The organism is Rahnella sp. CFA14(1/10), from assembly GCF_004195095.1.
Lineage (GTDB): Bacteria > Pseudomonadota > Gammaproteobacteria > Enterobacterales > Enterobacteriaceae > Rahnella > Rahnella perminowiae.
Genome location: NZ_SEWS01000001.1, coordinates 689,478 through 710,993, shown reverse-complemented (window position 1 = coordinate 710,993; position 21,516 = coordinate 689,478). Strand labels below are relative to the sequence as shown.

Here is a 21,516-nt window from a genome sequence, read left to right as displayed (position 1 = left end):
GTTGCTGACATTCACCACCCGTTATTCGCGGTGGTATGGATGATTAGTGGTAATACTCCAGGCCCGGTAAAGGCTTTCCGCAACCAGAACCCGAACCAGCGGGTGAGGGAGGGTCAACGGAGAGAGCGACCAGCTCTGTTCCGCTGCAGCTTTACAGGCAGGCGCCAGCCCTTCCGGGCCGCCGATTAACAGGCTGACATTGCGTCCGTCCTGCTTCCAGCGTTCCAGTTGTTGCGCCAGTTGCGGGGTTTCCCATGGTGTGCCTGGAATATCCAGCGTCACGATACGATTCCCTTTACCGACGGCGGCCAGCATCTGTTCACCTTCTTTTTCAAGAATGCGCTTGATGTCTGCGTTCTTCCCACGTTTCCCGGCCGGAACCTCAGTCAGTTCAAACGGCATGTCTTTAGGAAAACGGTGCAGATAATCGTTAAAACCGGTTTGCACCCAGTCAGGCATTTTAGTGCCGACGGCGACAAGTTGCAGCTTCACGCATCAGCCCCAGAGTTTCTCAAGCTCATACAGCTGACGGCTTTCTTCCTGCATAACATGCACAATCACTTCACCCAGATCGACAACTACCCAGTCAGCTTCATTGATACCTTTCACACCCATGGCATCAAGACCGGCGGCTTTAATTTCTTCAACCAGATGCCCTGCGATGGACATGACATGGCGGCTTGACGTGCCGGTGCAGATAATCATGCAGTCAGTAATACTGGATTTACCTTTAACATCAATGGCGATGATGTCTTGTGCTTTCAGGTCATCGACTTTATCGACAACAAAATCTTGGAGCGCTTTACCTTGCAAAGGTTCCCCCTGGGGATGTTTGAAACAATTGACCTCACGAGATGTTCGCCGGTGTAACACCGAAACAATGAAAAATCTCATGAAGGATAAACATAGCGGTTATCTGGAAAACAGCTTAAAACGTTTAACAATCAATACATTGTACTGGTTGATTACGCAGCGTTATCGAGAGCCGAAATTAAGCGGCGCAGTATAGCACGCGTTAGCTACTCGCGGTATAAGCCCTGTGATTCTATGTAGCGCTCAACGGCGGAAGGCAATAAATCTGAGCACTCAAGACCCGCATGGCGGCGCTCACGGATTTCAGTCGCTGAAATATCCAGCAATGGAGTATTGGCCTGATAAATGAATCCGGCCGGTTTTTGCTTAAGTGCATCGGCATTATTCACCCGATGGGTGTCATACCATTTCTGCAGTTCTGGTGTATCAAGTTGTTCCTGATAACCCGGGCGTGCCATGACCACGATATGACAGAAATCCAGTAACGATTCCCACCGGTGCCACTTATGAAGCATCAGTAACGAATCCTGACCAATGATAAACGCCAGCGGGCATTTATCGCCATGTTCTTTACGTAACGTTGCAAGTGTCTCAATCGTGTACGAGGGCGTATCCACAGCCAGCTCACGGGGATCGACTGAAAACAGCGCATTATCCGCCACCGCCAGCTTCGCCATTTGCAGGCGTTGCTGCGGGGTTGCCTCGGGTTGCGGCCGGTGCGGGGGGACGTTATTGGGCAGCAGGATCACCTGATCAAACCCGGCCTGCGCTGCCAGTGCCGAAACGGGTTTCAGATGTCCATAATGGATCGGGTCAAATGTGCCGCCGAAAAAAGCCAGAAGCTTTTCAGTGGTTGTAAAAGAATGTGCAGTGCGGTGCGGCATACTGATGTCCTGCTTCAATACGAACCCAACTCATTAAAGCCGGTAGGTAAGGGTTTCCCACAGAGTAGCATAGACAGGCTTTCAAGCTCGGCCCAGACTGACTGACCATAATCCTGTTTCAGCGTGATTTCTATCTGGGTCAGTAAGCGCACAGCCTGAGCCAGCTGGGCAAGAGACAGACGCTGCAGTGCCTGGGTGACCAGCGGCCGACGGTTTTGCCAGACTTTTTGCTGATCAAACAGGGTCCTGATCGGGATGGTGTCCATTTTACGTTTCAGATTGAGTAACATCAGCAGTTCGCGCTGCACGGTTCGCAGTAAAATAACCGGCTCGCTGTCTTCGTGTTGCAACTGGCGCAAGATATGCCAGGCACGCTTACTTTTCCCGGCCAGCAATGCATCCAGCCAATGATAGGGCGTGAAATGTGCTGCATCGTTAACGGCCTCTTCGACGCGTGGTAACGTGAGTTTGCCATCCGGATAGAGCAGGGAAAGGCGCTCCAGCGACTGCGCAAGTGCCAGCAAATTTCCTTCGTAGCAATAGCACAAAAGCTGATTAGCCGGTTCATCAAGTTCAAGCGAAAGTTCTTTGGCGCGACGGGTTACCCAGCGGGGAAGTTGTGCCTGCTCAGGCGTCTGACAACTGACGAAAACACCTTTGTCACTTAACGCTTTAAACCAGGCGCCGTTTTCCTGTGCCTTGGTCAGTTTTGTACCGCGAAACAGCAGAAGGATATCGTCGTGGAGCAGGGTAGTCAGTTTGAGTAATTGTTCTGCTATCGGCGCCGTCGGGCCATTTTCGGGCAGAATAAGCATCAGGGTCTGGCGGCTGGCAAACAGGCTCAGTGCCTGACAGATGCTAAAAATGGACTCCCATTCGGTATGGGCATCAAGAAGGTAAGTGTAGTGTTCTTCAAAACCTGCCTGCTGGGCCGCCTGACGGATGCTGTCCTGGCTTTCCTGCAAAAGCAAAGGGTCATTTCCACATAACACATAACAAGCACGCAGCCCCTCACGGAGCTGCGCAGCAAGTTGTTCCGGATAAACTCGGATCATTGTGCGGAAGGTGTGGCCGGTGCCGTAGAAGATGCCGCAGAAGCATCAGACGACGTGGCCGCTGATGAACCGGTAGAAATGACTTCTACCTGACGTCCGCCGACATCGTCTGCTTTGTGCAATTCTGAAGCATGGACGGTCAGCAACTTACGGATCAGTTGCTGTGCAGCCTGCTGGCGCATTTCCTCTGTAATGATGTCCTGCTCGTTATCTTTCGCCAGCGCCGTTAATGGGTTGTCAAAGAAGGAGCGGAACACTTTGACATGGAGAGGATACAAATCCTTACCAGGCATCAGTACCGTTGCATTAATCGTCATTTCCATCTGATATTCAGCGGTTTTACCGTCCTGGAAGATCGATGCGGTAGTCTGACCCACTGACTCAGCACCAATGCGCAGCGACGGGATATTCTTACGCTGTTCTTTGGTCGGATCATCAACAATGGTCACATTGCTCAGACGCAACTGAGTCCTGATATTACGGGCCAACGGCCCATACGGATCTCCGCTGTCCAAAACGATTGTTTTCAGTTCGTCAGGCACATTGGTTTTTCCACGCAAATGGAATCCACAACCTGCTGTAACCAGCACTGCTGCGGTGAGCAGCAGTGTCATTATGGGATGTCGCACAGATCCTCCTTGACTCAACCTACAACCAGGTTAAGCAGTTTGCCCGGGACGTAGATTACTTTGCGAACGGTAACCCCATCCAGATATTTTGCGACCAAATGTTCTTCTGCCGCACGATCGCGCACTTGTTGCTCGGTAGCATCAGCGGCTACGGTGATTTTAGCACGCACTTTACCGTTCACCTGCACCACGACCAGCCTGGAGTCTTCAACCATTGCCTGCTCATCAGCTTGTGGCCATGGTGCGGTATCCACGTCACCTTCGCCTTTCAGCGACTGCCAGAGGCTGAAGCAGACATGCGGGGTGAAGGGATAAAGCATACGGACAACCGCCAGCAAGGACTCCTGCAGCAGTGCCCGATCTTGTTCGGTATCCTGCGGTGCACGACCCAGCTTGTTCATCAGTTCCATCACCGCCGCAATAGCGGTGTTAAAGGTCTGACGACGGCCAATATCATCGGTCACTTTAGCGATGGTTTTATGCAAATCACGACGCAGATCTTTCTGTGCTTCATTCAGGGAAGCAATATCCAGAGCGGCAACCGGGCCTTTTTCTGTATGTTCGAAGGCCAGTTTCCAGACACGTTTCAGGAAGCGGTTTGCCCCTTCGACACCGGATTCCTGCCATTCCAGCGTCATTTCTGCCGGAGAGGCGAACATCATAAACAGACGCACGGTATCTGCACCGTATTTATCAACCATCACCTGCGGGTCGATGCCGTTGTTTTTAGACTTGGACATCTTGCTCATGCCGGCGTAAACCAGCTCACGGCCTTGTGAATCGGTCGCTTTGGTGATACGACCTTTTTCGTCACGTTCAACTGTAGTATCGGCAGGAGAGACCCAGATACGTTCGCCGTTACTGCCGGTGTGGTAGAAGGCATCAGCCAGAACCATACCCTGACATAACAGACGTTTGGCCGGTTCATCAGAATCCACCAAACCTGCGTCACGCATCAGTTTATGGAAGAAGCGGAAATACATCAGGTGCATAATGGCGTGTTCGATGCCACCGACATACTGATCCACTGGCAGCCAGTAGTTGGCGGCCGCAGGATCCAGCATCCCTTCGTCGTATTGCGGGCAGGTGTAACGCGCGTAATACCAGGAAGACTCCATAAAGGTATCAAAGGTATCTGTTTCTCGCAGGCCCGGCATGCCGTTCACTGTCGTTTTTGCCCACTCAGGATCCGCTTTAATCGGGCTGGTGATACCGTCCATGACGACATCTTCCGGCAACACAACCGGCAGTTGATCTTCTGGTGTAGGAATAACAGTACCGTCTTCCAGCGTGATCATCGGGATTGGCGCGCCCCAGTAGCGCTGACGGGAAACTCCCCAGTCGCGCAGACGGTAGTTTACTTTGCGCTGACCCACGCCCTGAGCAACCAGTTTGTCGGCAATGGCGTTGAAACCGTCTTCGTGATTCAGACCATCAAATTCGCCTGAATTGAACAGCGTCCCTTTCTCTGTCATCGCTTCTGCGGTGATATCAGGGTGGCTGCCATCAACGTTCAGAATAACCGGTTTAATCTGCAGGTTATATTTGGTGGCGAATTCCCAGTCACGCTGGTCATGGCCAGGAACGGCCATCACCGCGCCAGTGCCATATTCCATGAGAACGAAGTTAGCGACCCAGATTGGCAGCTTTTCACCGGACAGCGGGTGAATGGCAAACAGACCGGTTGCCATGCCTTTCTTTTCCATCGTCGCCATTTCTGCTTCGGCAACTTTGGTGTTACGGCATTCGTCGATAAAATCGTTCAGGGCAGGGTTTTTCTGTGCACCCAACTGGGCCAGCGGATGACCGGCAGCGACGGCAACATAGGTCGCGCCCATAAACGTATCAGGGCGGGTGGTGTAAACCGTGACTTTTTCATCGCTGTCAGCCACGTCAAACGTGATTTCCACGCCTTCCGAACGGCCAATCCAGTTGCGTTGCATGGTTTTCACCTGCTCCGGCCAGCTTTCCAGCGTGTCCAGATCATTGAGCAACTGATCGGCGTAAGCCGTGATTTTGATGAACCACTGAGGAATTTCTTTACGTTCTACTTTGGTATCGCAACGCCAGCAGCAGCCGTCGATAACCTGCTCGTTCGCCAGAACGGTCAGATCATGCGGGCACCAGTTCACTGCGGAGGTCTTCTTATAAACCAGGCCCTTTTCGTAAAGCTTGGTGAAGAACCATTGTTCCCAGCGATAATAATCAGGTTTACAGGTCGCAACTTCACGATCCCAGTCATAGCCGAAGCCCAGCAATTTAAGCTGGTTCTTCATGTATTCGATGTTTTCATACGTCCACGGAGCAGGTGCGGTGTTGTTCTTAACCGCTGCCCCTTCCGCTGGCAGGCCAAACGCATCCCAGCCGATAGGCTGCAGGACGTTTTTACCGAGCATGCGCTGATAACGGGAAATCACGTCACCGATGGTGTAGTTGCGTACATGCCCCATGTGGAGACGGCCTGACGGATAAGGCAACATGGAGAGGCAGTAATATTTCTCCTTACCAGGCTGTTCGGTAACTTTAAAGGTTTGCTTCTCTTGCCAGTGAAGCTGAACGTGTGACTCGATGTCTTCTGGACGGTATTGCTCTTGCATGGCGGCCGGTGGTCCTGTGAGTGAAAACAGCTACGCCTGTAGCTCAAAAAGTTTTAATCAAAAGATCCGCATAGCATAGCTGATAAGCGGTTGGAGCAACAACACCCAGCGAAGGCTAAAGGGAATTTCTGTCCGCTTCTGGCGCATTATTCATAATCTGCGAGTCAGCGCGGGATAATCTGCACCACGGATCAGGCATTTACGACTAAAATAAAGGCAGTGCGCTCCCGCCGTGAAAATGGTTATGACAGTTCAAGGAGAGGAAATATGAGCAATATTACGCAATCTTACCGTCAGTTGGTGGCATCACTGACCGAACGGTTAAAACAGGGAGAACGCGATATCAGCGCGCTGGTGCAGGATGCCCGCGTCAGGCTGCAGGAAGAGGGCAAGCTGACGGAAATCCAGATTGAACAACTGACATCAGCGGTGCGTCGCGATTTGCATGAATTTGCCCGCAGCTATGAAGAAAACCAGCAAACCGTGGCTGAAGAAGATGATGGCACGGACAGCGTGTTCATGCGGGTCATTAAAGAAAGCTTGTGGAAAGAGCTGGCAGATATGACTGATAAGACCCAGCTGGAATGGAAAGAGGTTTTTAAAGATGTCAGCCACCATGGGATCTATCACAGCGGAGAAGTCGTCGGACTGGGCAACCTGGTCTGTGAAAATTGTCATTTCCACTTAGCGGTGTATACGCCGGAAATTCTGAGTAAATGCCCGAAATGTGGTAACACGGAGTTTACGCGTCGCCCGTTTGAGCCTTAACGGACAAACACCTGCCCCTTATTATGCGGGCAGGTGTTATTTTTGACTCAGTGCGGGTCAGTGCAGGATCTTCGCCAGGAAATCCCGTGCGCGGTCTGATTCAGGATTATTAAAGAAATCGTCTTTGTTGCGATCTTCTACAATCTTGCCTTCATCCATGAAAATCACGCGGTTGGCCACTTTACGGGCGAAGCCCATTTCGTGCGTTACCACCATCATTGTCATGCCTTCGTTTGCCAGCTCCACCATGACGTCGAGGACTTCATTGATCATTTCCGGATCAAGGGCGGACGTCGGTTCGTCAAACAACATCGCGATCGGATCCATACATAACGCACGGGCAATTGCTACACGCTGCTGCTGGCCACCGGAAAGCTGGCCGGGAAATTTATTGGCGTGCGCCGATAAACCGACACGGTCCAGCAATTTCAGCCCTTTATCTTTCGCTGCCGCTTTGTCACGTTTTAACACTTTAACTTGCGCCAGGGTCAGATTATCAATGATAGAAAGGTGCGGAAACAGTTCGAAATGCTGGAAAACCATCCCTACTTTTGCACGCAGTTGTGCCAGATTGGTCTTCTTGTCATTGACCGGCGTACCGTTGACCAGGATCTCGCCTTTCTGAACGGGCTCGAGGCCGTTCACGGTTTTTATCAGCGTTGATTTTCCTGAGCCGGAAGGCCCGCAAACCACCACAACTTCACCTTTTTTAACTTCGGTGCTGCAATCGGTAAGCACCTGAAAGTGCCCGTACCATTTAGAAACATTCTTCAGTGAAATCATGAAACGGTCCTTTTCTTCAAATAACGCACCAGCAAGGAAGCACAAAGGCTGATAACAAAATAAATAAATCCTGCAAACAGCACCATCTCGACCAGCGTACCGTCACGATCGCCAATGTTAGAGGCACTGCGGAAGAAGTCTGCGAGGCCCAGAACATAAACCAAAGAGGTATCCTGGAATAAAACGATAGCCTGCGTCAGCAGTAATGGCACCATCGCGCGGAAAGCCTGCGGCAGGATAACCAGCTTCATGGATTGCCATTGTGTCATGCCCAGCGCCAGTGCGGCGGAGGACTGACCACGGGCGATACTGATAATCCCGGCACGGATAATTTCTGAATAATAGGCCGCTTCAAATAGCGCAAATGCCACCATCGCAGAAATCAGGCGGATATCGGTTTTAGGCGAGAGACCGAGCACCTTTTGCAAGAAACCCGGCACGATCAGGTAAAACCAAAGCAAGACCATGACCAGCGGAACGGCACGGAACAGATTGACGTATGCCGAGGCAAACCAGCTGATAGGTTTGAACGTCGACAGACGCATGACCGCCAACAGGGTGCCCCACAAAATACCCACCACAATGGCCAGTGAGGTGATCTTCAGCGTGATGATCATGCCTTGCCATAAATAGGGCAGGCCGGGACCAATAGAACTCCAGTCGAATTCATGCATGCTTATTTCCCTCCCATGTTGCCCGGCAGGCGGACTTTACGTTCTACGAAATGCATCAGCAGCATGATGACGGCATTGATAAGGACATAAGCAACAGTGATTGCTGTGAATGATTCATATGCATGTGCGGAGTAATCCAGCAGCTTACCGGCTTGCGCGGCCATATCAACCAGGCCAATGGTCGAGGCAATAGCGGAGTTTTTCACCAGGTTGACCATCTCTGAGGTCATTGGCGGGACGATCACGCGGTAAGCATTGGGTAACAGCACATAGCGGTAAGTTTGCGGCAGCGTAAGGCCCATCGCCAGACCGGCATTGCGTTGTCCGCTTGGCAGAGACTGAATCGCTGCACGTACCTGTTCGCATACGCGGGCGGCGGTAAACAGCCCAAGGCAAATGACTGAGGAGGTAAAGAACTGCACGTCAGGTGCCAGTTCAGATTTAAACCACATGCCGATATTTTCAGGCAGCAGTTCAGGGACCACCAGATACCAGATAAAGAATTGCACGATTAATGGCACGTTACGGAATAATTCGACGTAACAAGTCCCTATACCTGAGAGGATGCGGTTTGGAACGGTACGCAAAATACCGAACAGAGATCCGACGAAGAAAGCGATTATCCATGCGCAAATTGACAGTGCGACAGTGACCTGAAATCCATTCCAAATCCAGCCCAGATAAGTGGTGTTACCGAAGGGGGCTTGCTGCAGAAAAATGCCCCAGTTCCAATCTATTGACATAAAAACTCCGTAAAGCGGGTAAAGGCTTACCCATCTGAGTGATGACGCAATTCGCCTAAAGTGAATGGGAAAGAATGCGGGGTGGGGAACGACCACCCCGCATCTGTATCATCACAGGTTGGTGGTCCAACCTTGTATTTTAGTCACTTTTCACTCTTCTCTTGGTTATACCCGTCCATTTGGTATGACTTACAGCGCCTTATCGTTTGGCGCTTTGAACAGAGCTTTCATGTCATCGGACAGCTCAAAGTTCATGTTCAGGTTTTTCGGAGGAATAGGTTTTTTGAACCAGGTTTCAAACCACTTGACTGCCTCACCGGAGGTTTGCGCCTGCACGATGGTGTCATCAACTAATTTTTTAAACTCAGCATCATCTTTACGCATCATGCAACCATAAGCTTCTTTAGATTGCGGCGTACCGACGATTTCCCAGTTATCGGGTTTCTTGGCTTTCGCACGTTCACCCGCCAGCAGGGCATCATCCATCATGAACGCTACTGCACGGCCCGTTTCCAGCGTACGGAAGGAATCACCGTGGTCTTTTGCACTGATGATGCGCAGATCCAGTTTCTTCTCTTCGTTGAGTTTGTTGAGCAGAACTTCAGAAGTCGTACCGGAAGTGACAACAACAGTTTTGCCTTTCAGGTCAGTGAAATCTTTAATCTCTGAACCTTTTTTCACCAGCAGACGCGTACCAATCACAAAAATGGTGTCAGAGAAGGCCGCTTGTTGCTGACGTTCCAGGTTATTGGTTGTTGAACCACACTCAAAATCGTAGGTGCCGTTTTGCAGCAGCGGGATACGGTTCTGTGAAGTGATTGGCATCATTTTGACTTGCAGATTTGGCAGGTTCAGTTTTTTCTTCACCGCGTCAACGATAGCGTCAGAATAGTCCTGTGAATAACCCACAACTTTTTGTTCGTTGTTGTAGTAAGAGAATGGCACTGAGGATTCACGGTGACCCACCACGATAACGCCATTGTCTTTAATTTTTTTCAGGGTGCCGGTCAGTTCTTCTGCGTGAGCAAAGCTGCTTACGGTAACGCTTGCCAACAGTACTGATAACGCCAATTTGCGCAATTGCATGTCCAACTCCTTGCTGTCATTAGGGATCCAAACTCAGGGATCAGAAAGTACTAATGCCTCGTCATATGAAGCTAGAAAATAGCTGAATGTGAATATTATGAAACCACATTGTTTCTTTTTTGAGACGAGACACGCACCAAATCAAAGCAATCAAACGGCTATGCACTGAGAAAGTGCATGAGGAAGAGCGTGTTTGTACCGAAATGATGCATTCCGTCATAAAAAGTAACTAATCAGATATCTTTCAATCAGATGTAGCAAGAGTCATGCCAGATGACCTGATTTAACTTCACAAGCGGACAAAAAGGCAGCGCTTAATACCGCAGTCGAAACAATCGGCAGCAGGTAAAAGGGGGGAGAATCAGGGGGAAGAAAGCGGTGCTGCAAAAAAGAACAGGCACCCCGGGTGCCTGTTTTAAAACGCAGTGCTTTTACTTAGGATTTACGGCGACCGAGCCACAGCGCAACCGCCGCCATGACTGCCGTAGCAAACCACACCGGCCACCAGCCAGCACGGGCATAAGGCGTCATGCCCGTGGTCGGCGTGACCTTCACGTTCAGCACCTGGCGGGTAAACTGAGGAATTTCGTGGGTCACATCCCCCTGTGCATTCACGACGGCGGTAATGCCGTTATTGGTGCTGCGCAGCAACGGGCGGCCCAGTTCCAGTGAACGCATACGCGCCATCTGGAAGTGTTGCCACGGGCCAATCGAATGACCGAACCAGGCATCGTTTGAAATCGTCAGCAGGAAGTTGGTGTCCGGCCGCAGGTTGTCGCGCACCTGCTCGCCAAAGACCACTTCGTAACAAATTGCAGTCGTCAGATTGAGGCCGCTGACAAACAACGGTTTCTGCACGTAATCACCGCTGGTCAGCCCGGACATCGGTAAATCGAAGAACGGGGCCAGGGGACGAAGAATAGCCTCCAGCGGCACAAACTCACCAAAAGGCACCAGATGATGTTTGTTGAAGCGGTTTTCGTCAGGATAGTGATATTGCTGTTCGCCACCGAGCACAATGGCGCTGTTATACACCTTCATACCCTCTTCGTTGCGACGGGCATCAATAATGCCGGTAATGAGCTGGGTGTTTTGCGCGCGATAGAGATTATCCACCATGCTCAGGAAACCCTGCTGATCGGATTCAATGTCAGAAATTGCCGATTCCGGCCAGATGATCATGCTGGATTTGCCTACGTACGGACGGCTGAGATCCAGATAGGTCTGTAACGCACTTTCCAGCGCTTTCGGATCCCATTTCATGGATTGTGGAATATTGCCCTGGACCAGGGCAACATCAACTGTTTTATCCGGCTGTTCCTGATACCAATGGATATAGCGCAGCGGCCACGGCAGGAGCAGCATCGCGGCAGCAATAATCGCCGGCGTGACACGACGCTGATAAACAGCGTAGACAAGCAATCCGCTCAGGGAGGTCAGTAAAAGGGTGATACCGTCGACACCGGTGATCGGCGCGAGACCTTTCAGAGGCCCGTCGATCTGGCTGTAGCCGAACTGTAGCCATGGGAAGCCTGTCAGCACCCAGCCGCGCAGAAATTCGGTTATTTGCCACAATGCCGGTGCACCAAGTGCCAGTTTCCAGCAGGTGGTTTTTGGCCACAGTTTGCTGAACAAGCCCGCAAACAGCATTGTGTACAGCGACAAATAGGCCGCCAGCAAAACGACCAGGAAAAGGTTAATGGCTTCAGGCATGCCGCCAAAGGTGGCAATGCTGACATACACCCAGTTGACGCCGCTGCCAAACAGCCCCATTCCCCAGAAGAAGCCGAGCAGCGCTGCCTGCGCCGGGCGGCGATCCAGCGTTAAGGCCAGCAGTCCACAGAGTGAAATAATTGCCGCAGGCCAGAAGTCATAAGGGGAAAATGACACCGTGCCACAGGCACCGAAAAAGAGCGCCAACAGGGCGCGAACCCGCTGGCGTTGATATAAAGAGGCAATTGCCATGGAGTGATTATTCTTCCAGTATCGGTTGCGGCGCGTCGTCCGGTATTTTTACGTGAACCTGAATGATACGACGGCTATCGGCCATCGCAACCTTGAACAGGTAACCGTCGATTTCAATGCTTTCACCACGCGCCGGTAAATGGCCGAATGACTGCATGACCAGCCCCCCAATCGTATCGACTTCGTCGTCACTGTAATGGGTCTGGAACACTTCATTAAAATCTTCAATTGGTGCCAGAGCGCGGACGGTATAGGTATGACGGCTGAGCTGGCGGATATCCAGATCTTCTGCTTCGTCGTATTCATCATCGATTTCACCGACGATCAGTTCGAGAATATCTTCGATGGTCACCAGACCGGAAACACCGCCGAATTCATCCACGACAATTGCCATATGGTAACGCTGTGAGCGAAATTCTTTCAGCATGCGATCTACGCGTTTGCTTTCAGGAACAACGACTGCGGTTCTCAGCACTTTATCGATGCTGAATGGCTCAGACTCTGTGCGCATAAACGGCAGCAGGTCTTTGGCCATCAGGATGCCTTCAATGTGATCCTTATCTTCGCTGATCACCGGGAAGCGAGAGTGTGCAGATTCGATAATGACATCGAGGCACTCTTCCAGCGGCTGATTGCGTTTTAGCGTGATCATTTGTGAACGTGGGATCATGATGTCCCGGACGCGCTGCTCGGCGATATCCATCACGCCTTCCAGCATGTCACGGGTATCGGGGTCGATCAGATCATTTTGTTCTGAATCACGGATCAGCTCAACCAGGTCACCACGGTTTTTAGGTTCACCGTGAAACAACTGGCTAAGGATAAGGGAAAAGAAGCCCTTCTTGGGACTGGGGCTGTCACTATTTTGTGAATGGTCATCGCTCATGGCGTTTGGTTTTTTTTACTCGTAGTTAGTGAAAATTAGGCCAGGCGCCTGCGGATAAAACGTTATCGGGCAGACGTCAGGCGAGTTTACGGTGGATCTTAATTATCTTCTTTCTCTGAAATGTAGGGGTCAGGATAACCCAGACCCTGCATGATCTCAGTTTCAATCGATTCCATTTCTTCGGCTTCTTCGTCAACGATATGGTCATAACCCAGCAAATGCAAACTACCGTGAATGACCATATGCGCCCAATGGGCCAGAAGTTCTTTGTCCTGCTCTTTGGCTTCTTTCTCAACCACCTGACGACAAATAATCAGGTCGCCAAGGAGTGGCATCTCCATACCCGGAGGTGCTTCGAACGGAAAGGATAGCACGTTGGTCGGTTTATCCATCCCCCGATAAGTCATATTAAGTTCATGACTTTCAGGGACATCGACCAGCCGAATTGTCACTTCCGATTCTTCCTGAAATTGCGGAAGCACCGCCTCAAGCCAGGTCTGGAAGTCATTTTCTGACGGTAAACCTGCTGCATCTTCACAGGCAATTTGTAAATCGAGAATTACCGTATTCATTGACTGACCTGTTGTGTCGCATTGTGCTGATGTTCTTGTTTACGGTCTGCGGCAATCGCATCGCGGCGTTTTTGATCTTCTTCTTCCCAGGCTTCGTAGGCGACAACAATGCGCGCAACTACCGGATGACGTACCACGTCTTCACTGTGGAAGAAGTTAAAACTGAGTTCCCCGACTGACGAGAGGACTTCAATCGCATGACGAAGGCCTGACTTCTGATGACGCGGTAAGTCGATTTGCGTGACGTCACCGGTGATTACCGCTTTGGAGTTAAAACCAATACGGGTCAGGAACATCTTCATCTGTTCAATCGAAGTGTTCTGGCTTTCATCAAGGATAATAAAGGCGTCGTTCAATGTACGGCCACGCATATAAGCCAGCGGGGCGACTTCAATAACGTTGCGCTCAATCAGTTTTTCAACTTTCTCAAAGCCGAGCATTTCAAATAATGCGTCATACAGCGGGCGCAGATAGGGATCGACTTTCTGACTGAGATCGCCGGGCAGGAATCCCAGTTTTTCACCCGCTTCAACGGCAGGACGGGTCAGCAGGATACGACGTACTTCCTGACGCTCCAGGGCATCCACTGCAGCAGCCACGGCCAGATAGGTTTTACCGGTCCCCGCAGGGCCAATCCCGAAGGTAATATCGTGGTCGAGAATGTTGGCAATATACTGCGCCTGATTAGGCGTGCGCGGCTTTACCATGCCACGCTTGGTCTTGATGATCACGGCCTTGCCGAAATCAGGTACGCTTTCTGCCGTTTGTTCCAGCACACGGCTTTCTTTGATCGCCAGATGAATTTTTTCAGGATCAATATCCTGGATTTCACCGCGCAGCGGCGCAGTGTCTACGTATAAATCACGCAGGATGTCGGCGGCTGCCGCAACAGGCAGGCTCTTTCCGACCAATTTAAACGTGTTATCACGACGGTTGATTTCAACGCCCAACCGGCGTTCCAGTTGTTTGATATTGTCATCAAACGGCCCGCACAGGCTCAGCAAACGCTGGTTGTCTTCGGGCTCCAGTAAAATCTCTTGTGTTACAACGTTCAAACGAATCCTTTGGGTCGCTTCGGACCAGTTTACCCTTCATATTTCAAGCCGCAGATGCGTTGGCTGTATTCACTCACCCGAATTTGCCGCCTTACTGCAACTCGAATTATTTCGGGTACGTTTTATTAAACACCCGGCTGATAACTACTTTCAGCCGTCAACCATACCTGAGTTAATAATACATGCCCTTGGCAAAATATGCTGCACGGTGGCAGCCGTTGCAGGTACCTTCATCCGGATATGCGGCCTTTGCTGGAAAATTAAACCCTTGTGATGAAGTTATTACCGAAAATTTCAAAAGAAACAGGACGCCGGAGCGCCCTGTTGTTTTAAGGTAATGCCTCTTTCTGATGGTTTAGGGTTGATACACTCCAACGCCCAATTCATTTTCTTTACGGGTGCGTTCGATAACAGATTGCGGAGATTCATGCAGGCGAAGCGCCATCTGTTCTTCCGTGCGGACAACCACACCGCGCAGCGAATTGGCATAAACATCGACAATTTCGACATCAACGAACTTACCAATCATATCCGGCGTACCTTCGAAATTGACCACGCGGTTACATTCGGTCCGGCCCGTCAGTTCCATAATGTTCTTGCGGGATGTCCCTTCCACCAGAATGCGCTGAACGGTGCCCAGCGTGGCGCGGCTGAAACGCATAACCTGCTGGGTAATTCGGTCCTGTAACAGCGCCAGACGTTGTTTCTTCTCGTCCATGCTCACATCATCAATCATGTCGGCTGCCGGTGTACCAGGACGCGGAGAATAGATAAAGCTGAAACTGACGTCGTAATTGACCTGCGCAATCAGATCCATCGTACGTTCAAAATCTTCGTTCGTTTCGCCAGGAAAACCGATGATGAAATCTGAACTGAAATGAATATCGGGGCGCGCGGCGCGTAATTTACGGATCGTCGATTTGTATTCCAGCACCGTATGAGGGCGTTTCATCATCGTCAGTATACGATCGGAACCGCTCTGGATCGGCAGGTGCAGGAAGCTCACGACTTCTGGCGTGTCTTTATATACCTCGATGATATCATCAGTAAATTCGACCGGATGGCTGGTCGTGAAACGGATACGGTCAATGCCGTCAATGGCCGCCACCAGACGCAGCAATTCCGCGAAGGTACAGACGCCGCCATCAAAGGCCTCACCACGATAGGCGTTAACGTTCTGACCCAGCAGATTAACCTCACGCACGCCTTGTGCGGCCAGTTGCGCGACTTCAAACAGGACATCATCGCACGGGCGGCTAACTTCTTCGCCACGGGTGTAAGGCACCACACAGAAGCTGCAATATTTATTACAGCCTTCCATGATGGAAACAAAGGCTGTCGGGCCGTCTGCGCGGGGTTCCGGCAGGCGGTCAAATTTTTCAATTTCAGGAAAGCTGATGTCCACGACCGGGCTTTTGGTGCCGCGTACATGGTTCACCATTTCCGGCAAACGGTGCAGAGTTTGCGGGCCGAAGACGATGTCGACGCAAGGCGCACGTTTACGCAGCATTTCTCCTTCCTGCGACGCAACGCAACCCCCGACGCCGATGATGATATCCGGGTTTTTCTTTTTCAGTAATTTCCAGTGTCCGAGCAGGCTGAACACTTTCTCCTGCGCTTTTTCCCTTATTGAGCAGGTGTTCAGCAGCAGGATATCTGCTTCATCAGCGTTATCCGTCAGCTGGTAACCATGGGTGCTGTCGAGAAGGTCAGCCATTTTGGATGAATCATATTCATTCATCTGGCAGCCCCAGGTTTTTATGTGCAGTTTTTTAGTCATCAGCGTGTCAGTACTCAATACGGGGGAACGTTAGATCGGCAGTGCCGCAGTGCATAGCCTATTCAGGGGGGCTATTGTAAACCCTCACTCCGGTGCTGACCAGTGCAGGAAAACAGCTTAGGCCCTGATGCTGACACAAAAATCCGGTACACTTCGCATAATGAACCGAACAGAAAGCCGGAACACAATGAATAATTCTGATAAGACATTTGATGCAGTGATTGTCGGTGGCGGCATGGTTGGTGCTGCAGCCGCACTGGGGATGGCGCAGCAGGGATTGCAGGTCGCACTGATAGAGAACGAAGCGCCTGCCGGATTTGACCCGTCAGCGCGCGCTGATTTGCGCATCTCCGCGATTGGTTGCGCATCAGTACGCTTTTTACAGAAACTGGGAGCGTGGGATGCGGTTGAAAAAATGCGCTCAGTACCGTACCGCCGTCTGGAAACCTGGGAAGCGGACGGCTCTGAAGTGAAATTCGATGCGCAATCCCTCGGATTACCGGAACTGGGCTTCATGGTCGAAAATCGGGTACTTCAGCTCGCGCTGTGGCAACAGTTCGATGCCCATAACAATCTGACCCGTTTTTGTCCGGCAAAGTTACGCCATCTTTTGCAGCACGGTGATAAAACCTGGTCACTGCAACTGACTACCGGGGATTTGCTGCGCACGAAACTGGTTATTGCCGCCGACGGTGCGAACTCCCTGGTGCGCCAGCTGGCGGGAATTGGGGTGGACGGGTGGGAATACCGTCAGCACTGCATGCTGATTAATGTCGAAACTGCCACGCCGGATCAGGACGTGACGTGGCAGCAATTTTTCCCTTCCGGCCCGCGGGCGTTTCTGCCATTGTCCGGCAATCAGGCCTCGCTGGTCTGGTATGACAGCCCGCAGCGTATCCGTTACCTGAAAACGCTGAATATGCAGCAGCTCACGACAGAAGTGATGCAGGCCTTCCCGGCACGTCTGGGCACGGTGAAAGCAATATCTGCAGGTGCGTTTCCGCTGGTTCGACGCCACGCTCAGCGTTATGTCTTACCGGGGCTGGCGCTGGTGGGTGACGCGGCACATACCATTAATCCGCTGGCCGGGCAGGGCGTGAACCTGGGGTACCGCGACGTGGAAGCGTTATTATCGGTGCTGGAGAAGGCACGTGACCATAATGAAGCCTGGAGCAGCGAAAAAGTGTTGCGGCGCTATCAGCGCCAGCGTCGTCTGGATAATCTGCTGATGCAAAGCGGGATGGATTTATTCTACACCGCCTTCAGCAATGATCTGCCGCCGGTGAAAGCATTGCGTAATCTGGCGCTGATGACTGCTCAACGTGCAGGTGTGCTGAAAATCAAAGCGCTGAAATATGCTTTAGGGATTTAACAACCTAAAGGCTGGCGATGAACACCTTTGCCGGCCTTTTTTGCAGGATAGTAGAAGTGTAGAAAAGCAAAAGGCCTGCTAAAAAGCAGGCCTTTCTAATGTGGCTGGGGTGCCAGGATTCGAACCTGGGTATGCTGGTATCAGAAACCAGAGCCTTACCGCTTGGCGACACCCCAATTTTGTTTCTCACTACCTTTTGAGCAGTGTACTGCAAGTAAAATGGTGGCTACGACGGGATTTGAACCTGTGACCCCATCATTATGAGTGATGTGCTCTAACCAGCTGAGCTACGTAGCCAAATTTTACTGACTTACTTCAAAACTTCAAGCACTAATTTAACTAACTTAATAATAAATTTCAAGTGCTTACCAATTATACAGAAAGAAGTATGGCTGGGGTACCTGGATTCGAACCAGGGTATGCTGGTATCAAAAACCAGTGCCTTACCGCTTGGCGATACCCCAACAGTACAACTTCTTCAAACTGGATTTTCCTCACAACCACATCAATATAACAATGTGAAAGGTAAGAAAATGGCTGGGGTACCAGGATTCGAACCTGGGAATGCTGGTATCAAAAACCAGTGCCTTACCGCTTGGCGATACCCCAACTGTGCTACCGATGTCTGGAAATGGTGCGGGAGGCGAGACTTGAACTCGCACACCTTGCGGCGCTAGAACCTAAATCTAGTGCGTCTACCAATTTCGCCACTCCCGCAAAAAGATGGTGGCTACGACGGGATTCGAACCTGTGACCCCATCATTATGAGTGATGTGCTCTAACCAACTGAGCTACGTAGCCATCTTTTTTCGCGCTACCTTCATCGGCGTTGCGGGGCGCATTATGCGTATATGACCGTTTTGCGTCAACACCTTTTTTGGAGAAAAAGGCCGGAGGGCGTCCATTTGTCTGGCTTATAACCACTCTGGTGATTAATTGGGCAAAAGACATTATTTTTACTGGCTTTCCTCATAAAAAAACGGGCCCTGAGAGGCCCGTTTGCTATAAGGAGATTTACCGGTAAATCGGTTATTTGTAGGCGGACTGATGCACGCCAACAGCACGGCCTGACGGATCGTCCATGTTTTTGAATGCTTCATCCCACTCGATCGCTTTCGCTGAAGAACAGGCTACTGACGGACCGCCAGGCACACATTCTGCCGCACTTGGCACCGGGAACAGTTCTTCAAAAATCGTACGATACAGGTAGCCTTCTTTTGATGTTGGTGTGTTATACGGGAAACGGAAATGTGCAGTTTCGAGCTGTTGATCGGTGATCTGCTGAGAGGCCACTTCTTTTAAAGTATCGATCCAGCTGTAACCTACACCATCAGAGAATTGTTCTTTCTGACGCCATGCAACGCTGTGTGGCAGATAAGACTCGAAACATTCACGCAGGATATGCTTTTCCATCTTGCCATTACCGCACATTTTGTCTTTTGGGTTGATACGCATTGCGACGTCGAGGAATTTTTTATCCAGGAACGGTACGCGGGCTTCCACACCCCAGGCTGACATCGCTTTGTTGGCACGCGCACAGTCATACATGTGCAGAGCCAGTAATTTACGTACAGTTTCTTCGTGGAATTCTTTGGCATTCGGCGCTTTGTGGAAATACAGATAACCACCGAGGACTTCGTCCGCCCCTTCGCCGGACAACACCATCTTGATACCCATCGCTTTGATTTTACGCGACATCAGATACATTGGTGTTGACGCGCGGATCGTCGTGACATCGTAAGTTTCGATGTGATAAATCACGTCGCGGATCGCATCCAGACCTTCCTGCACGGTGAAATGAATTTCGTGGTGCACGGTACCCAAATGGTTTGCCACTTCCTGAGCTGCACGCAGGTCCGGGGAACCTTGCAGGCCGACGGCAAAGGAGTGCAACTGCGGCCACCAGGCTTCGCTCTGATCTTTATCTTCGATACGGCGGCCGGCAAATTTCTTGGTAATGGCAGAAATTACAGAGGAATCCAGGCCACCGGATAGCAGGACGCCGTAAGGCACATCAGACATCAGATGACTTTTCACCGATTCTTCCAGCGCATCTTTCAGCGCTGTGGCGTCGGTCACGTTGTCTTTGACATTGTCGAAGTCAAACCAGTCGCGCTGGTAGTATTCGCGAATTTCACCGTCCTGGCTCCACAAATAACTGCCTGCCGGGAATTCTTTGATGGTGCGGCATACCGGCACCAGCGCTTTCATCTCTGAAGCCACATACATGTTGCCGTATTCGTCATAACCCATATACAGCGGGATGATGCCTAAGTGGTCACGGCCAATCAGATACGCGTCTTTTTCGGTGTCATAAAGGATGAAGGCGAACATGCCTTGCAATTCATCGAGGAAGGCAGGGCCTTTTTCCTGATACAACGCCAGAATAACTTCACAGTCAGACGCAGTCTGGAATTCATACTTATCGCCCAGTTCAGCGCGCAAAGCCTGGTGGTTGTAGATTTCGCCATTAACAGCCAGAACATGCGTGTGTGCCGCGTTGTACAAAGGTTGTGCGCCGTTGTTGACGTCGACAATAGACAGACGCTCATGCGACAGAATGGCTTTATCGCTGGCAAACACACCGGACCAGTCGGGTCCGCGGTGACGCATCAGGCGCGACAGTTCCAGCGCTTTTTTGCGCAGCTCGACAGAGTCAGTTTTGATATCGAGCACACCGAAAATTGAACACATATTACTTTCTCCCTAACGACGTTTCTCTGGCTGTCATTTTTATGATTACGAATGAGGATCAACGTTGCCGTTCTTTCAGTTTTAACCCGGCGTTGTTGTGTTGCTGACTATGAAAATGCGTCAAAACCCCCATGTTGTGCAAGCGGTTTAACGCTCTTCTGATAAATAGTTGGTTGATGACGGGTTATCTTTGATGGATTATCAATTTTTAGGGTGTTTAATTAGCGGATTATTAATTTAATCGTCAAAAATTGAGGAGGATTCAAAAAAAGAGAAAAGTGGATAAAAATCAGGCGAAAAGGTCAAAAAAAAGAGCCTGAATAAAAATTCAGACTCGTTTTCAGGCAGTTAACGGAAAGGCTTAAATCACGTCAATGTCGGCCACGGAAGGGTAAATCCAGGTCGGGCGGAAAGGCATGCCCTCTATATCATTGAGTGTGGAAACGCCGGTCAGCACCAGAACGGTTTCCAGACCTGCCTGGAAGCCCGCCAGAATGTCAGTCCGCAGATTATCACCCACGATGACGGTATCTTCGGAATGCGCCTGCATTTTATTGAGTGCCGAACGGATAATCCACGGACTCGGTTTGCCGACATAAAACGGCTGGCGTCCGGTGATTTTTTCGATAGGTGCACACAACGCACCGCAGGCCGGTACAAAACCGTGCCCGTGATTATCAGGATTTGTTGCGATAAAGCGCGCGCCGTTTGCCACAAAATAGGCGGCTTTATGGATCATGTCCCAGTTATAAGAACGGGTCTCACCGACAATCACGAAATCAGGATTGATATCGGTAATGGTAAAACCGGCTTTATATAATTCATGAATCAGGGCACCTTCGCCGACGACATAGGCTTTTTTGCCTTCCTGACGTTTGAGAAAATCAGCGGTGGCCATGGCGGAAGTGAAAAAAGCACTTTCAGGCACGTCAAGACCGGCAGCGCTGAAACGGTTTGCCAGATCTTGTGCTGTCTGGGAAGGGTAGTTAGTGAGAATGACCAAAGGCATCCCCTGTTCCTGAATCCGCGCCAGAAAACGGTCGGCACCGGGTACTGCGGTATTGTCGTGCAACAGCACGCCATCAATGTCACAAATTACGTTCTTTATCGTCATGATTTCCAAACCCACATTTTCAGTCCCATTTCTGGCAGCCAGATAC

Annotated in this window: 19 protein-coding genes and 6 tRNA genes; 2 read left to right on the top strand and 23 right to left on the bottom strand. The window is 50.8% G+C overall.

The genetic code is table 11. The features are described from left to right. Window positions 1–21: 21 nt before the first annotated feature. The 6 genes from rlmH to leuS all read right to left on the bottom strand — a co-directional run bounded on the left by rlmH (window position 22) and on the right by leuS (window position 5,978). On the bottom strand, window positions 22–492 hold the full coding sequence (gene rlmH / locus EVX52_RS03555) for a 23S rRNA (pseudouridine(1915)-N(3))-methyltransferase RlmH (protein ID WP_013576495.1): 471 nt from the start codon (window positions 490–492) through the stop codon (window positions 22–24). Between the two features lie 3 nt (window positions 493–495). Further along, window positions 496–813: a ribosome silencing factor gene (rsfS, locus tag EVX52_RS03550; protein ID WP_129952056.1), complete on the bottom strand. Its 318-nt coding sequence runs from the start codon at window positions 811–813 to the stop codon at window positions 496–498. Window positions 814–1,019: 206 nt separating this feature from the next. After that, window positions 1,020–1,697, bottom strand: coding sequence for a nicotinate-nucleotide adenylyltransferase (nadD, locus tag EVX52_RS03545; protein WP_129952055.1), 678 nt, complete (start codon window positions 1,695–1,697; stop codon window positions 1,020–1,022). A gap of 14 nt (window positions 1,698–1,711) precedes the next feature. Next, on the bottom strand, window positions 1,712–2,752 hold the full coding sequence (holA, locus tag EVX52_RS03540; protein ID WP_129952054.1) for a DNA polymerase III subunit delta: 1,041 nt from the start codon (window positions 2,750–2,752) through the stop codon (window positions 1,712–1,714). Further along, window positions 2,749–3,381: an LPS assembly lipoprotein LptE gene (lptE, locus tag EVX52_RS03535; protein ID WP_129952053.1), complete on the bottom strand. Its 633-nt coding sequence runs from the start codon at window positions 3,379–3,381 to the stop codon at window positions 2,749–2,751. Before lptE ends, holA begins: the two co-directional genes overlap by 4 nt. Before the next feature lie 14 nt (window positions 3,382–3,395). Next, a complete protein-coding gene (gene leuS, locus EVX52_RS03530) occupies window positions 3,396–5,978 on the bottom strand; it encodes a leucine--tRNA ligase (protein WP_129952052.1) in 2,583 nt (860 codons plus the stop codon). Between the two features lie 267 nt (window positions 5,979–6,245). On the opposite strand from leuS, the gene EVX52_RS03525 reads away from it, so the two are divergent. Continuing rightward, complete coding sequence (locus EVX52_RS03525; protein WP_129990590.1) at window positions 6,246–6,746, top strand: zinc ribbon-containing protein; 501 nt, start codon at window positions 6,246–6,248, stop codon at window positions 6,744–6,746. A gap of 57 nt (window positions 6,747–6,803) precedes the next feature. On the opposite strand, the gene EVX52_RS03520 is transcribed toward EVX52_RS03525, so the two are convergent. The 9 genes from EVX52_RS03520 to miaB form a co-directional block, all read right to left on the bottom strand. After that, on the bottom strand, window positions 6,804–7,529 hold the full coding sequence (locus EVX52_RS03520) for an amino acid ABC transporter ATP-binding protein (RefSeq protein WP_013576488.1): 726 nt from the start codon (window positions 7,527–7,529) through the stop codon (window positions 6,804–6,806). Then, a complete protein-coding gene (gene gltK / locus EVX52_RS03515) occupies window positions 7,526–8,203 on the bottom strand; it encodes a glutamate/aspartate ABC transporter permease GltK (RefSeq protein WP_129952051.1) in 678 nt (225 codons plus the stop codon). The genes EVX52_RS03520 and gltK overlap by 4 nt, the downstream gene beginning before the upstream one ends. Window positions 8,204–8,205: 2 nt before the next feature. Next, entirely contained in the window at window positions 8,206–8,946 is a 741-nt protein-coding gene (locus tag EVX52_RS03510; protein WP_095921162.1) for an amino acid ABC transporter permease, read from the bottom strand. 189 nt (window positions 8,947–9,135) lie between these two features. After that, on the bottom strand, window positions 9,136–10,032 hold the full coding sequence (locus EVX52_RS03505; protein ID WP_129952050.1) for an amino acid ABC transporter substrate-binding protein: 897 nt from the start codon (window positions 10,030–10,032) through the stop codon (window positions 9,136–9,138). A gap of 435 nt (window positions 10,033–10,467) precedes the next feature. Beyond that, complete coding sequence (lnt, locus tag EVX52_RS03500; protein WP_129990589.1) at window positions 10,468–11,997, bottom strand: apolipoprotein N-acyltransferase; 1,530 nt, start codon at window positions 11,995–11,997, stop codon at window positions 10,468–10,470. Window positions 11,998–12,004: 7 nt separating this feature from the next. After that, the gene (gene corC, locus EVX52_RS03495; protein WP_015698153.1) at window positions 12,005–12,883 is read right to left on the bottom strand and encodes a CNNM family magnesium/cobalt transport protein CorC; all 879 of its coding nucleotides are present in this window, start codon (window positions 12,881–12,883) and stop codon (window positions 12,005–12,007) included. A gap of 98 nt (window positions 12,884–12,981) precedes the next feature. Further along, window positions 12,982–13,455 (bottom strand): rRNA maturation RNase YbeY, encoded by a 474-nt coding sequence (ybeY, locus tag EVX52_RS03490; RefSeq protein WP_129990588.1) that lies wholly within the window; start codon window positions 13,453–13,455, stop codon window positions 12,982–12,984. Then, on the bottom strand, window positions 13,452–14,510 hold the full coding sequence (locus tag EVX52_RS03485; protein ID WP_129952048.1) for a PhoH family protein: 1,059 nt from the start codon (window positions 14,508–14,510) through the stop codon (window positions 13,452–13,454). The genes ybeY and EVX52_RS03485 overlap by 4 nt, the downstream gene beginning before the upstream one ends. A gap of 355 nt (window positions 14,511–14,865) precedes the next feature. Beyond that, a complete protein-coding gene (gene miaB / locus EVX52_RS03480) occupies window positions 14,866–16,290 on the bottom strand; it encodes a tRNA (N6-isopentenyl adenosine(37)-C2)-methylthiotransferase MiaB (RefSeq protein ID WP_129952047.1) in 1,425 nt (474 codons plus the stop codon). A gap of 187 nt (window positions 16,291–16,477) precedes the next feature. Here miaB and ubiF point away from each other — a divergent pair, with 187 nt between their 5' ends. After that, complete coding sequence (ubiF, locus tag EVX52_RS03475) at window positions 16,478–17,662, top strand: 3-demethoxyubiquinol 3-hydroxylase (RefSeq protein ID WP_129990587.1); 1,185 nt, start codon at window positions 16,478–16,480, stop codon at window positions 17,660–17,662. A gap of 101 nt (window positions 17,663–17,763) precedes the next feature. Here the strand turns inward: ubiF and EVX52_RS03470 are convergent. The 8 genes from EVX52_RS03470 to EVX52_RS03435 all read right to left on the bottom strand — a co-directional run bounded on the left by EVX52_RS03470 (window position 17,764) and on the right by EVX52_RS03435 (window position 21,470). Continuing rightward, window positions 17,764–17,838, bottom strand: a tRNA-Gln gene (locus tag EVX52_RS03470). Between the two features lie 44 nt (window positions 17,839–17,882). Continuing rightward, window positions 17,883–17,959, bottom strand: a tRNA-Met gene (locus EVX52_RS03465). Between the two features lie 92 nt (window positions 17,960–18,051). Then, a tRNA-Gln gene (locus tag EVX52_RS03460) sits at window positions 18,052–18,126 on the bottom strand. Between the two features lie 70 nt (window positions 18,127–18,196). Next, window positions 18,197–18,271, bottom strand: a tRNA-Gln gene (locus EVX52_RS03455). Between the two features lie 23 nt (window positions 18,272–18,294). After that, a tRNA-Leu gene (locus tag EVX52_RS03450) sits at window positions 18,295–18,379 on the bottom strand. A 7-nt stretch (window positions 18,380–18,386) separates the two neighbouring features. Beyond that, window positions 18,387–18,463 (bottom strand) — tRNA-Met (locus EVX52_RS03445). 228 nt (window positions 18,464–18,691) lie between these two features. Continuing rightward, window positions 18,692–20,356: an asparagine synthase B gene (asnB, locus tag EVX52_RS03440; RefSeq protein ID WP_129990586.1), complete on the bottom strand. Its 1,665-nt coding sequence runs from the start codon at window positions 20,354–20,356 to the stop codon at window positions 18,692–18,694. A 361-nt stretch (window positions 20,357–20,717) separates the two neighbouring features. Then, window positions 20,718–21,470: an HAD-IIA family hydrolase gene (locus EVX52_RS03435; RefSeq protein ID WP_037040039.1), complete on the bottom strand. Its 753-nt coding sequence runs from the start codon at window positions 21,468–21,470 to the stop codon at window positions 20,718–20,720. Window positions 21,471–21,516: the final 46 nt, after the last annotated feature.